Origin of the sequence: Streptomyces sp. SID5910 (assembly GCF_009862125.1) — a bacterium.
Classification (GTDB): domain Bacteria; phylum Actinomycetota; class Actinomycetes; order Streptomycetales; family Streptomycetaceae; genus Streptomyces.
Genome location: NZ_WWHX01000317.1, coordinates 1 through 13178, shown reverse-complemented (window position 1 = coordinate 13178; position 13178 = coordinate 1). Strand labels below are relative to the sequence as shown.

The 13178-nt window shown below is 74.0% G+C and carries 12 protein-coding genes; 7 read left to right on the top strand and 5 right to left on the bottom strand.

Going from position 1 to position 13178, the window contains the following annotated elements; genetic code table 11:
• The first annotated feature begins 4 nt into the window (after window positions 1–4).
• A complete protein-coding gene (locus GTW67_RS10815) occupies window positions 5–562 on the top strand; it encodes an NADPH-dependent FMN reductase (protein ID WP_346010619.1) in 558 nt (185 codons plus the stop codon).
• Between the two features lie 60 nt (window positions 563–622).
• On the opposite strand, the gene GTW67_RS10810 is transcribed toward GTW67_RS10815, so the two are convergent.
• Window positions 623–2266 (bottom strand): M4 family metallopeptidase, encoded by a 1644-nt coding sequence (locus GTW67_RS10810; protein ID WP_161164582.1) that lies wholly within the window; start codon window positions 2264–2266, stop codon window positions 623–625.
• 113 nt (window positions 2267–2379) lie between these two features.
• Between GTW67_RS10810 and GTW67_RS10805 the strand changes: the two genes are divergently transcribed.
• Window positions 2380–2808, top strand: a complete 429-nt coding sequence (locus GTW67_RS10805) for a gamma-glutamylcyclotransferase family protein (protein WP_161164581.1) — start codon at window positions 2380–2382, stop codon at window positions 2806–2808.
• Window positions 2809–2834: 26 nt separating this feature from the next.
• On the opposite strand, the gene GTW67_RS10800 is transcribed toward GTW67_RS10805, so the two are convergent.
• From GTW67_RS10800 to GTW67_RS10785, 4 genes are all read right to left on the bottom strand, one after another.
• The gene (locus GTW67_RS10800) at window positions 2835–4961 is read right to left on the bottom strand and encodes a molybdopterin oxidoreductase family protein (RefSeq protein ID WP_161164580.1); all 2127 of its coding nucleotides are present in this window, start codon (window positions 4959–4961) and stop codon (window positions 2835–2837) included.
• A 117-nt stretch (window positions 4962–5078) separates the two neighbouring features.
• On the bottom strand, window positions 5079–5765 hold the full coding sequence (locus GTW67_RS10795) for a SanA/YdcF family protein (protein WP_161164579.1): 687 nt from the start codon (window positions 5763–5765) through the stop codon (window positions 5079–5081).
• Between the two features lie 134 nt (window positions 5766–5899).
• Window positions 5900–6301 carry a DNA-binding protein gene (locus GTW67_RS10790; protein WP_161164578.1) on the bottom strand — a complete coding sequence of 134 codons (402 nt, stop codon included), beginning with the start codon at window positions 6299–6301 and terminating at the stop codon, window positions 5900–5902.
• Window positions 6298–6546: a hypothetical protein gene (locus GTW67_RS10785; RefSeq protein ID WP_161164577.1), complete on the bottom strand. Its 249-nt coding sequence runs from the start codon at window positions 6544–6546 to the stop codon at window positions 6298–6300. Before GTW67_RS10785 ends, GTW67_RS10790 begins: the two co-directional genes overlap by 4 nt.
• A gap of 153 nt (window positions 6547–6699) precedes the next feature.
• Here GTW67_RS10785 and GTW67_RS10780 point away from each other — a divergent pair, with 153 nt between their 5' ends.
• The 5 genes from GTW67_RS10780 to GTW67_RS10760 form a co-directional block, all read left to right on the top strand.
• Window positions 6700–7515 carry a sirohydrochlorin chelatase gene (locus tag GTW67_RS10780; RefSeq protein WP_161164576.1) on the top strand — a complete coding sequence of 272 codons (816 nt, stop codon included), beginning with the start codon at window positions 6700–6702 and terminating at the stop codon, window positions 7513–7515.
• 59 nt (window positions 7516–7574) lie between these two features.
• On the top strand, window positions 7575–8855 hold the full coding sequence (locus GTW67_RS10775) for a deoxyguanosinetriphosphate triphosphohydrolase (RefSeq protein WP_161164575.1): 1281 nt from the start codon (window positions 7575–7577) through the stop codon (window positions 8853–8855).
• Between the two features lie 89 nt (window positions 8856–8944).
• Window positions 8945–10210, top strand: a complete 1266-nt coding sequence (locus GTW67_RS10770; RefSeq protein WP_161164574.1) for an FAD-dependent oxidoreductase — start codon at window positions 8945–8947, stop codon at window positions 10208–10210.
• A 30-nt stretch (window positions 10211–10240) separates the two neighbouring features.
• Window positions 10241–12160 (top strand): DNA primase, encoded by a 1920-nt coding sequence (dnaG, locus tag GTW67_RS10765; protein WP_161164573.1) that lies wholly within the window; start codon window positions 10241–10243, stop codon window positions 12158–12160.
• Between the two features lie 278 nt (window positions 12161–12438).
• Window positions 12439–13178 (top strand): sigma-70 family RNA polymerase sigma factor (locus GTW67_RS10760; protein ID WP_161164584.1); only part of this gene is annotated, 740 nt, incomplete at its 3' end.

Sequence of the window (13178 nt, the reverse complement as noted above, 5' to 3'; positions counted from 1 at the left end):
GCACGTGACCCTGATCGTCGGCAGCAACCGCCACGGCCGCTTCGGCCCGGTCGTCGCCGACTGGCTGCTCGCCCACCTCCGCGACCGCGACGACCTGGTCCCCGAGGTCGTGGACGTCGCCGGGACCGCCCTGCCCATGGACTTCGCCAGGACCCCGGAGGCCGCCGCCGCGCTCGCGGACGTCACACCGAAACTGGCGGGCGCCGACGCGTTCGTCGTCCTCACCCCCGAGTACAACCACTCGTTCCCGGCGGGTCTGAAGAACCTCGTCGACTGGCACTACGGCGAGTGGCGGGCCAAGCCCGTGGGCCTCGTCTCCTACGGGGGCGTCTCCGGCGGCCTGCGCGCCGTGGAACACCTGCGCCAGGTCTTCGCCGAACTGCACGCGGTCACCGTCCGCGACACGGTCTCCTTCCACAACGCGGGCACGGCCTTCGACGACGCGGGCACGCTCCTGGACCCGTCGGGCCCGGACGCGGCGGCCAAGACGCTGCTGGACCAACTGGTGTGGTGGGGGCAGGCGTTGCGGGAGGCGAGGGAGAAGCGCCCGTACGACGCGTGAGCGGCGGCCGGCACCCTCCGGGAAGGGTGCCGGCCGCCGCCGACGGGGACCTGTGGGGGCTCAGCCCACGTTCACCGCGCTCCACGCCGCACCCACCGCGGCGTACTCCTTGCTGCCGGTGCCGTACAGGTCCCCGGCCGCGCTCAGGGTGGCGGCGCGCGCACCCGCGTAGTCCGTGGACGAGGTCATGTGGACCGTCAGCGCCCGGTACCAGATGGCGCCCAGCTTGTCCCGGCCGATGCCGGTCACCGTGGAGCCGTCGCAGGTGGGGGAGTCGTAGGCGACCCCGCCCACGGTCCGCGCGCCGCTGCCCTCGGCCAGCAGGTACGCGAAGTGGTTCGCGACACCGGACGAGTAGTGCACGTCGAGATCGCCGACCGAGGTGCTCCAGCAGTCCGCCGAGGCGCCGTCCCGGCTCGGCCGGTCCAGGTAGCGCAGCGCGGTGCGCCCGAAGCCGGAGCGGACGACCTTCTCGCCGATCAGATAGTCCCCGGCGTCGGCGGAGTTGCCCGCGTACCACTCCACCAGCGTGCCGAAGATGTCGGACGTGGCCTCGTTCAGGCCGCCGGACTCGCCCGAGTACGCCAGCGCCGCCGTCGAGGACGTCACGCCGTGCGACATCTCGTGCCCGGCGACGTCCAGCGACACCAGCGGCCCGAAGGTCGTGCCGTCACCGTCGCCGTACGTCATGCAGAAGCAGGTGTCGTCCCAGAAGGCGTTGTTGTAGCGGGTGCCGTAGTGGACCCGGTTGTAGGAGCCCTTGCCGTCGCCCGCGATGCCGGTCCGGCCGTGGACGTTCCGGTAGTAGTCCCAGGTCACGTCGGTGCCGTACTGCGCGTCCACCGCGGCCGAGGCCCGGTCGGCGTCCGTGCCCGTGCCCCAGTGGTTGTCGGCGTCCGTGAACACCGTCGAGGGCGCCCGGCTGAGGCAGATGGTGAGGATGCACAGGTCGGTCTTGTTCGCCGCGTCGCCCGTGTACGTGCCGCCGCGCGTCGCGTCCTTGAGCTGGTACGCCGACCCCGAGCCCGTAGTCTCCAGCGGCACCGTGCCGCCGTACAGCGACCTGCCGTCGCCCGACGCCGACTCGATGGTGTCCCAGGCGTCGATGCGGGTGCCCGTGCGCGCGTCGGTCAGCACCGTGCGCGCGACCGGGTTGCCCAGGGAGTCCAGCGCCGCCGCGTTCGTGCGCCAGGCCAGCTTCGGGGCGCCGTGCAGGGCGTCGACGACCAGCTCGGGCTTGGCGGTGAGCCGCTTCAGCAGCTCGCCCGGGTTGGCGGCGCGCAGCGCGTTCGCGGCCAGGTCGGCGGCCTTGGGCGCCGACAGCTCCGGGGTGACGGTGGGCAGGGCGACGGACGCCCGCGTCGCGCGGTCGGCGCCCTCGAAGTCGCCGCCGGGGGTCAGGTGGACGACGAAGTCGCCGCCCAGCACGGGGAGTTCGCGGTAGGTGCGGTCGTAGCGGACGTGCTGGGTGCCGTCCGCGTCGACGATGACGTCACGGACCTTCGTGTCCTGGGCGCCGGTCAGGCCCAGGTCCGCGGCGTGGTCCGCGAGGGCCGCCGCGGCGTTGTCGAGGGCGGCGGCGGGGGTCGGCCCGTCGGCCGCGCCCGCGGTGGGGGCGAGGGCGGCGACCAGGAGGGAGACGGCGGTGGCGGCGATGCCGACCGTGGTGGGGCGGGAACCTCTGACGTGCCGTATTCGGCTCATCGATCTCCTCGGAACAGGCGCGGTGCGCGTGGGGACGCTGGTGCTGACTCGGATTCAAGAGCCCGCCGTATGTCATGTCCATAGCGCTCGCGTGGAGATCGTGAGGGGAGAGAATGACCCTCGTGGATGCCGAGCACCTGCCGTTCTTCGTCTACGGGACGCTCCGCCCCGGCGGCCCCAACCACGCCCGCTTCCTCGCCGGCCGCACCCGCGCCGAGGAGCCGGCCCGCCTCACCGGCGCCGCGCTGTATCCCGGCCCCGGCTACCCCTACGCCGTCGAGGGCCCGCACGGCACGGTGCGGGGCGACCTCGTCACCCCCCTGCCGGAGGCGTACGACGACCTGCTGGCCGCCCTCGACCGGCTGGAGGAGTACGCGCCGGGCGACCCGCGCAACCTGTACGACCGCGTGGCCAGGGACGTCGTCCGGGATGCCGGCGGGACGCCCGTGCGCGCCTGGGTCTACGTCGCCGCCCCGCCCGTCGCCGCCCGGCTGCGGGCACGCGGCGTGGTGATCGGGAGCGGGGACTGGTGGGCCCGGTGACGGGGGGGGCTTGTGACCGGCGGGCGCTAGGGCGTCGCCGGCTCCACCCGCACCGCGCACACCTTGAACTCCGGCATCCGCGAGGTCGGGTCAAGGGCCGGGTTGGTCAGGGTGTTGGCGCGGCCCTCGCCGGGCCAGTGGAAGGGCATGAACACCGTGTCCGGACGGATGCCGGTGGTGATGCGGGCCGGTGCCACCGCCCGGCCCCGCCGGGAGACGACGGCCACCGGATCGCCCTCGGCCGCCCCCAGCCGCGCCGCGAGCCTCGGGTGAAGCTCCACGAAGGGGCCCGGCGCGGCGGCGTTCAGCTCGTCCACGCGCCGGGTCTGCGCGCCGGACTGGTACTGCGCCACCACCCGCCCCGTGGTCAGCAGCACCGGGTACGCGTCGTCGGGCTCCTCCGCGCTCGGCCGGTGCGCGACGGGGACGAAGCGGGCCCGGCCGTCCTCGGTGGCGAAGCGGTCCAGGAAGAGGCGGGGGCTGCCCGGGTGGGGCTCCGCGTCCGGCGCGGTCGCCGGGCACGGCCAGAACACACCGTTCTCCTCGGCGAGCCGCCGGTAGCCGATCCCCGAGTAGTCCGCGGGCCCGCCCGCGCTGGCCCGGCGCAGCTCCTCGAAGACCTCCTCGGGATCGGTCGGGAAGCCCGCCTCCAGCCCCTTCTCCAAACCCTTCTCCGAACCCCTGTCCGCCCCGAGCCGCCGGGCCAGCCCGTGCAGCACCTCCAGGTCGCTGCGCACCCCGTCCGGCGGCGTGAGCGCGCGCCGCCGCAGCAGCACCCGGCCCTCCAGGCTGGTCGTGGTGCCCGTCTCCTCCGCCCACTGCGTCACCGGCAGGACGACGTCCGCCAGCGCCGCCGTCTCCGAGAGCACCACGTCGCACACGGCCAGGAAGTCCAGCGACCGCAGCCGCCCCTCGACGTGCGCCGCGCGGGGCGCCGACACCACCGGGTTGGAGCCCATCACCAGCAGCGACCTGATGTCCGTGCCCAGCGCGTCCAGCAGCTCGTACGCGCTGCGCCCCGGCCCCGGCAGCGCGTCGGGGTCCACGCCCCACACCTCGGCGACGTGCCGCCGCGCGGCCGGGTCGGTCAGCTTGCGGTAGCCCGGCAACTGGTCGGCCTTCTGCCCGTGTTCGCGCCCGCCCTGCCCGTTGCCCTGCCCGGTCAGGCAGCCGTACCCCGACAGGGGCCGCCCGGCCCGCCCGGTCGCCAGGCACAGGTTGATCCAGGCGCCCACCGTGTCCGTGCCCTTGGCCTGCTGCTCGGGCCCGCGCGCGGTGAGCACCATCGCCGCCTCCGGCGCGCAGAACAGCCGTACCGCCTCCCGTAGTTCGGGAACGGACACCCCCGTGATCCGCTCCACGTACTCCGGCCAGTGCGCCATCGCCGCCGCCCGCGCGTCCTCCCAGCCCGCCGTGCGCTCCTCGACGTACCGCTCGTCGACGCGGCCCTCGGCGACGACCAGGTGCAGCATGCCCAGCGCGAGCGCCAGGTCGGTGCCCGGCCTCGGCGCCAGGTGCAGGTCGGCCAGCTCGGCGGTCCGCGTGCGGCGCGGGTCCACGACGACCAGCGTGCCGCCGTTGTCCCGCAGTTCGGTCAGGTACCGCACGAACGGCGGCATCGTCTCCGCCGGGTTCGACCCGACGAGGATCACGCAGCCGGTCCTCGGGATGTCCTCCAGCGGGAACGGCAGCCCCCGGTCGAGCCCGAACGCCCTCGTGCCGGCCGCCGCCGCCGACGACATGCAGAACCGCCCGTTGTAGTCGATCTGCGAGGTCCCCAGCACCACCCGGGCGAACTTGCCCAGCGCGTACGCCTTCTCGTTGGTCAGCCCGCCCCCGCCGAACACCCCGAGCGCGTCCGCGCCGTACTCGTCCCGCGTGCCCGCCAGCCTCCCGGCGATCCGGTCCAGCGCCTCGTCCCACGAGGCCGGCACCAGCGCGCCGTCACCGCCGCGGACCAGCGGCGAGGTCAGCCGGCGCCCCGCCGCGAGCAGCGCCGGCGCCGTACGGCCCTTGCCGCACAGCGCGCCCCGGTTCACCGGGAAGCCGGTGCGCTCGGTCACCTCGACGCTCCCGTCGGCGGCGGGCGTCAGATTCATCCCGCACTGAAGCGCGCAGTACGGGCAGTGCGTGGGCGTCGAGGTGCTCTGCATGCCGCCCAGCGTGCGGCGCCCGTGTTACGCCCCCGGGCGACCGGGGGTTACGCGCCGGGGACGGCGACCTCCCCACCGCCCTGCGGCCGCGGTGAGGTGCGGTGGGGAGGGGGCGCGTCACCGCCCGCCGGCCAGCGCCCTCGCCACCCCGGGCTCCCTCGGCCCGAGGAACCGCGGATCCGGCTCGAACACCGCGTCCAGCGCCGCCTTGCCCGCCGCGAAGACCTCCCGCGCGCCCCCGTAGTACCAGGTCGCGTCGTGCTTCGCGTCCACCCCGACGCCGTACGACGCCACCCCCGCCTCCTGGCACAGCGCCACCGCCCGCCGGATGTGGAAGCCCTGGCTGATCAGCACGGCCCGGTCGACGCCGAAGATCTTCTTCGCGCGGACGCAGGAGTCCCAGGTGTCGAAGCCCGCGTAGTCGCTGACGATCCGCCCGTCGGGCACCCCGTGCCGCACGAGGTAGGCGCGCATGGCGTCCGGCTCGTCGTACTCCTCCCGGCTGTTGTCCCCGGTCACGAGCACCACCTCGATCCGCCCCGCGCGGTACAGCCCGGCCGCCGCGTCCAGCCGATGCGCGAGATACGGCGACGGCTCGCCGTCCCACAGCCCGGCACCGAACACGACGGCGACCTCGGTGCGCGGCACGTCGGCGGTGGTGCGCAGCCTGTCGCCGGTCACCGCGTACATCCAGGTCGCCGGCAGCAGTGCCAGCACGCACCCGGCCATCACCGCCTGGATCAGCCGTCGCTGCCCCGCGCGGGTGCGCGGAAGGCGCGGTCTGCCAGGTCTCCAGCGGCCCATCGGTCGGTCCCCTCCCCGTTCGTCTCCTGCCCCCAGGGACGTACGGACACGCCGCCCGGTTCGCCGCGCCCTCACACGGAGCGGCCGGTGCGCTGTGAGCACGGTGAGGGCCGGGCGCGCCCGGCCCTCACCGCTCAGATGCCGACGAGCCGGACACGGTCACCGCACAGACGGGACATGTCGTCGACGTCGGAGGTGAGCATGGCCACCGGCCCCGGCTGGCGCAGTGCCATCTCGGCGACCGTGGCGTCGATCGCGTACTTGTGCCCGTGCAGACCCGCGGTCCTGAGCAGCTCCGCGGACGCCTTCGCCGCTGCCTCGGTCACCGGCTCGACCCTGACCCGGGACAGCGCCCACCGCAGCCGGGGCAGGTTCGTCCGAGCGTGGCTGACTTCCACGATGGTGTTGGCTCCGACGACGACATCGGCGCCCAGGGCATGGAACACCTGGAACATCGCGAGGATCTTGCGGTCCTGCGCGATCCAGGCGGAGAGCCCCTCGGAGTCCAGGACGAGGGTCTCCACGCGCCCGTTCACGCGGCGCTCGACGATCCGTCGGCTTCCGCGGTTCCGAAGATCCGGGAGCGGGCCTCGGCCAGCTCCTCCTCGGTGAAGGCCCCGTGCTCCTCCTGATGGCGGCGGAGATCGGCGCCGAGCAACTCATGCCGCAGCTGACGCGCCACCGCCTCGGCGACATAGCCGGAGACGTTGTCCGTGAGCTTCTTCAGCTCGGCGACCTGCTCGGTCGGGAGCGTCACCGTGATGCGCGTCGTATCCGCCATGGGGCAAGCATACTGCGGTATGCGCGCCATGGGGCGGCCGCTTCTCACGCGGAACCGCTTCTCACGCCCCCGCGGCCCGACCCGTGAGCCACCGGAAAACGCCCGTCACCGGCGCGCAACGGGGAGGCAACGTCCTGCCGCCACTCTCGGTGCATGACGGCAACGACACTGACGGGCGGCAGGACGAGCACGGCGCACCCCGGCGGCACCCCCGCCCTGGTCGTCGTCGCCCACGGCAGCCGCGACCCGCGCGCCCTGAGCACCGTACGGGCCCTCCTCGACCGGGTCCGCGCCCTGCGCCCCGCCCTGCCGGTGCACCTCGGGCACATCGAGCTCAACGCCCCCATGCTCCCAGACACGCTGGCCGCGCTCGGCGACGGCGACGCCGTCCTCGTCCCCCTCCTCCTCAGCCACGGCCACCACGTCGCACGGGACATCCCCGACATGGCGGCGGCCTCCCCGGCCCGCACCCGCGTGGCCGCCCCGCTCGGCCCGCACCCCCTGCTCGTGGACGCCCTGCACGACAACCTCCTGGAAGCCGGCTGGCCCCTCCACGCCCCCCGGGACGCCGCCGTCGTCCTCGCCTCCGCGGGCTCGCGCGCCCCGGCCTCCCGCGCGGACACGACCCGCACGGCAGCCCTCCTCGCGACCCGCCTAGGCGTCCCGGTCCTCCCCGCCTACGCCTCGGCGGCGACCCCGACCATCCCGGACGCGATCCACACCCTGACCACCCAGGGCTACCGCCACATCGCCATCGCCGCAAACTTCACAGCCCCGGGCCGCTTCGCCACGGAGTGCAGAGCCCACGCCCCTTGGATCGCCTCGTCCCCGCTAGCAACCCACCCAGCCATGGCCCACCTCCTCCTCCACCGCTACGACGAAGCACTTGTCGGCGGCGGTGGGACCGCGCCCGAAGGGGCGCGGGGAACTGCGCGACCAGCCACAACACCACCCGCACTCGCCCGATAACCGCACCAGGCAGACGCGTAGGCCCCCAACTGTCACACCTCCCCCTTACTGTTCATGACATGGAAGGCACCGCACCCCCCACCCCATACGACCCCACGTCAGTGGCCCGCTGGGCCCCCGAGCCCGACAAACGCCCCGGGCGCACCGCCTTCCAGCGCGACCGCGCCAGGGTCCTGCACTCCTCCGCCCTACGCCGCCTCGCCGGCAAGACCCAGGTCGTCACGCCCGGCGAGGGAAACCCGATGTGGGACGCCAGCCCCCGCACCCGCCTCACGCACTCCCTGGAATGCGCCCAGGTCGGCCGCGAACTCGGCGCCGCCCTCGGCTGCGACCCCGACCTCGTGGAGGCCGCCTGCCTCTCCCACGACCTCGGCCACCCGCCCTTCGGCCACAACGGCGAGGCCGCGCTCAACGAGTTCGCCGAGGACTGCGGCGGCTTCGAGGGGAACGCCCAGTCCCTCAGGCTCCTCACCCGCATCGAGCCCAAGCGCTTCACCGACGAGGGCTCCGTCGGCCTCAACCTCACCCGCGCCACCCTCGACGCCGCCACCAAGTACCCCTGGCCCCGCGGCGCCCACCCCACCGACCCGGCGTCGCCCAAGTTCGGCGTGTACGACGACGACCGCCCCGTCTTCGCCTGGCTGCGCGAGGGCGCCCCCGCCGGCCGCACCTGCTTCGAGGCGCAGGTCATGGACTGGGCCGACGACGTGGCGTACTCCGTGCACGACGTCGAGGACGGCCTGCACGCCGGTCACATCGACCCGAACTGCCTGCTCGCCGACCCCGAGCGCGAGGCCGTCTTCGACGTCGCCGCCGGCCGCTACGTGCCCGCCGGCACCGACCACGCCGAACTGGCCGCCGCCCTCGACCGCCTCCTCGCCCAGGACTGGTGGCCACACGGCTACGACGGCTCGGCCGTCGCCCAGGCCCGTCTGAAGGACGCCACCAGCCAGCTCATCGGCCGCTTCTGCCTCGCCGCCGAGGCCGCCACCCGGGCCGCGTACGGGGACGGCCGCCTCACCCGGTACACCGCCGAACTGGTCGTCCCCCGCGAGACCCGCCTGGAGTGCGCCGTCCTCAAGGCGGTCGCCGACCGGTACGTCATGCAGCGCGCCGAGCAGGAGCGGCTCCGCGCCGACCAGCGCATCGTCGTCGCCGGGCTGGCCGAGGCGCTCACCGCCCGCGCCCCCGACGGACTCGACCCCCAGTTCCGCGCCCTGTTCGACCGGGCGGGCGACGACAAGGCCCGCAAACGGGTGATCGTCGACCAGATCGCCTCCCTCACGGACGCCTCGGCCCGCTCGCTTCACGCCCGTCTGACGGGGCATCCGGGAGACTGACGATGGCCTGATCGGGTCACTCCCCCTTCCCGCGCCAGGCCGTGTGCGGGACGCTCGCATGTGGCGGCACCCTGACGAGGAGGCAACAAGTGGTCGACGCGGATCAGACATTCGTCATCGTCGGAGGAGGCCTGGCCGGCGCCAAGGCGGCCGAGACACTCCGCACGGAGGGGTTCACCGGCCGGGTGATCCTCATCTGCGACGAGCGCGACCACCCGTACGAGCGCCCGCCGCTGTCCAAGGGCTATCTGCTCGGCAAGGAGGAGCGCGACGGCGTCTTCGTGCACGAGCCCGCCTGGTACGCGCAGCACGACATCGAGCTGCACCTCGGCCAGACCGTCGTCGCCGTCGACCGTGCCGCGAAGACCGTCCACTACGGCGACGACGGCACCTCCGCCCGGTACGACAAGCTGCTCCTCGCCACCGGCGCCGAGCCCCGCCGCCTCGACGTGCCCGGCACCGGTCTCGCGGGCGTCCACCACCTGCGCCGCATGGCCCACGCCGAGCGGCTCAAGGGCGTCCTCGCCTCCCTCGGCCGGGACAACGGCCATCTCGTGATCGCCGGCGCCGGCTGGATCGGCCTGGAGGTCGCGGCGGCGGCCCGCGAGTACGGCGCGGAGGTCACCGTCGTCGAGCCGGCCCCCACCCCGCTGCACGGCGTCCTCGGCCCCGAGCTGGGCTCCGTCTTCACCGAGCTGCACGAGGCGCACGGCGTCCGCTTCCACTTCGGCGTGCAGCTCACCGAGATCGTCGGCCAGGACGGCATGGTGCTCGCCGCCCGCACCGACGACGGCGAGGAGCACCCCGCGCACGACGTGCTCGCCGCGATCGGCGCCGCTCCCCGCACCTCCCTCGCGCAGGCCGCCGGTCTGGAGATCGCCGACCGCGCGCACGGCGGCGGCATCCTCGTCGACGAACGGCTGCGCACCTCCGACCCCGACATCCACGCGGCCGGCGACGTCGCCTCCTTCCCGCACGGCCTCTTCGACACCCGGCTGCGCGTGGAGCACTGGGCCAACGCCCTCAACGGCGGCCCCGCCGCGGCCCGCGCGATGCTCGGCAAGGACGTCGTCTACGACCGCGTGCCCTACTTCTTCTCCGACCAGTACGACCTCGGCATGGAGTACTCCGGCTGGGCGCCGGCGGGCTCGTACGACCAGGTGGTGATCCGCGGGGACGCGGCGAAGCGCGAGTTCGTCGCCTTCTGGGTGAAGGAGGGCCGCGTCCTCGCCGGGATGAACGTGAACGTGTGGGACGTCACGGAGCCCGTCCAGGCGCTGATCCGCTCGAAGGCCCCGGTGGACACGGAGGCGCTGGCGGACCCGCACGTCCCGCTGGAGAGCCTCGTCCCCTGAGCACCCGCCGCCCCCCCGTAGAATTCACGCGTGGCAGGACGGATCAACGACGAGGACGTGAAGGCGGTACGGGACGCGGTCCCGATCGACGCCGTCGTCTCGGAGTACCTCCAGCTGCGCAACGCGGGCGGCGGCAACCTGAAGGGGCTGTGCCCGTTCCACGACGAGAAGTCACCGTCCTTCCAGGTCAGCCCGAGCAAGGGACTCTTCCACTGCTTCGGCTGCCAGGAGGGCGGCGACACCATCACGTTCGTGATGAAGATCGACCACCTCACCTTCTCCGAGGCGGTCGAGCGCCTGGCCGGACAGGCCGGCATCACCCTGCGCTACGAGGAGGGCGGCTACAACCCCTCCCACCAGCGCGGGGAGCGCATCCGCCTGGTCGAGGCCCACAAGATCGCCGCCCAGTGGTACGCGGAGCAGCTCGCCACCAGCCCCGAGGCGGACACGGGCCGCTCCTTCCTCGCCGAGCGCGGCTTCGACCAGTCCGCCGCCCAGCACTTCGGCGTCGGCTACAGCCCCCAGGGCTGGGACCACCTCACCCGCTTCCTGCGCGGCAAGGGCTTCAGCGACAAGGAACTGCTGCTGTCCGGGCTCGCCCAGGAGGGCCGGCGCGGCCCCATCGACCGCTTCCGCGGCCGGCTGATGTGGCCCATCCGCGACATCGGCGGCGACGTCGTCGGCTTCGGCGCCCGCAAGCTCTACGAGGCCGACAACGGCCCGAAGTACCTGAACACCCCCGACACCGCGATCTACAAGAAGTCCCAGGTCCTCTACGGCATCGACCTCGCGAAGAAGGACATCGCGAAGGTGTCCCGGGCCGTGGTCGTCGAGGGCTACACCGACGTCATGGCCTGCCACCTCGCCGGTGTGACGACCGCCATCGCGACCTGCGGCACGGCCTTCGGCGGCGACCACATCAAGATCCTGCGGCGCCTGCTGATGGACAACGGCTCGGCCCGTGTGATCTTCACCTTCGACGGCGACGCGGCCGGCCAGAAGGCGGCCCTGCGCGCCTTCGAGGACGACCAGAAGTTCGCCGCCGAGACGTACATCGCCATCGCGCCCGACGGCATGGACCCCTGCGACCTGCGCCTCGCCAAGGGCGACGACGCGGTGGCCGACCTGGTCGAGCCGCGCACCCCGCTGTTCGAGTTCGCGCTGCGCCAGATCGTCGCCCGCTACGACCTGGACACCCCGGGCGGGCGTGCGGCGGCCCTGGACGAGGCCGCCCCCGTCGTCGCCCGCATCAAGAACAGCGGCGCCCAGCACGAGGTCGCCGTGCAGCTCGCCGGCATGCTCGGCATCCTCGACACCCAGTTCGTCGTCAAGCGCGTCGCCCAGCTCGCCCGCTGGGCCCGCGACCGCGGCGGCAAGGGCCCCGCCCCCGACCGGCCCGGGCGCGGCGGCGACGGCCCGCAGCAGTACGCGGCGCCGTCCGCCCAGGCGGTGCCCCGCGGGCCCGCGCTGAACCTGCGCAACCCCGTCTTCGCCACCGAGCGCGAGCTGCTCAAGCTCGCCCTCCAGCGCCCCGAGCTGGTCTCCCCGGCCTTCGACGCGTACGGCGTGGACGAGTTCACCGCCCCGCCCTACGCGGCCGTACGCCAGGCGATCCTGGAGGCGGGCGGCGCCGAGTTCGGCGTCCAGGACCCGCAGGACTACCTGGTCCGCGTCCGCGAGGCCGCCCCCGACGACACCGTCCGCGCCATGGTCACCGAACTCGCCGTCGAGGCGATCATGCGCCGCGTCGTCGACGAGATGTACGCGGGAGAGGTGCTGGTCCGGGTCCGGCGCCGCGCCGTCGAACGGCGCATCCGCGACGTCAACGGCCAGCTGGCCCGCGTCTCCGGCCACGGGGACCCGGCGCAGTACGCCGCCGTGCAGAACGAGCTGTGGGTCCTCCAGCAGTACGACCAGACCCTGCGCCAACACGGCGCCGCCGCGCTGTAGCGCCGGCCGCCGATCACCAGCCGGTCACGGACCGGACGCAAAAAGTCACCGCACGCCCCTCGTGGCAGCGATGTGTCGTACCCCACACTGAGGTCGGTGCCCCGGGGCCCGTCCGACCATCTCCGTCTGCCCCGCGGGGCCCGGCACGCGCGCTCGCCGCGTTGCCGAAGCGCCCAAGTGGCTCCGCCACGAGGGCACTCCGGCGCCTTGCGAGCGCACGCACCGGACCCCGCGGGGCCCGCCCTCCGGGCGGACGACGGAGATGGTCGGACAGGCCCCTGTCCTCGGAGCGCGGCCGATCCGTCAGTGACGGTTCCCACGACCCCCTGGCCGCGTTCAACACGAACGGGACGGACAGCGGCGAGCGCGCCGACTCCGCCCCTGAAGTACCGCTGCCGCCCCCGTCGGCGGCGTCCATCCTGGAGGTCGCCCCCGTGCAGACCCAGACCCTCACCCAGACCGACGCGCATACCGACGGCGCGGAGCCGGACGCGGACACCGGCGCTCTCCTCGCCATGCCCGCGCAGCACCGCGCCGTGCACGCCCAGGAGCCCGCGCCCGCCGACGCCGCCGAGGAGCCCGCCGACGAGCCCGTGGAGCCGCCGCCGCCCACCCGTACCGAGACCGGCGGGCCCTCCTCCGACCTGTTCCGCCAGTATCTGCGCGAGATCGGCCGGATCCCGCTGCTGTCCGCGGCCGAGGAGGTCGATCTCGCGCGGCGCGTGGAGGCCGGGCTGTTCGCCGAGGAGAAGCTGCGCCTCACCCCCGACCTGGACAGCCGCCTCGCCCTCGACCTCGACCGGCTCGTCGTCCTCGGCCGCCTCGCCAAGCGCCGCCTCATCGAGGCCAACCTGCGGCTCGTGGTGTCGGTGGCCAAGCGGTACGTGGGACGCGGGCTGACCATGCTCGACCTGGTCCAGGAGGGCAACCTGGGCCTGATCCGGGCCGTCGAGAAGTTCGACTACGCCCGCGGCTACAAGTTCTCCACGTACGCCACCTGGTGGATCCGCCAGGCCAT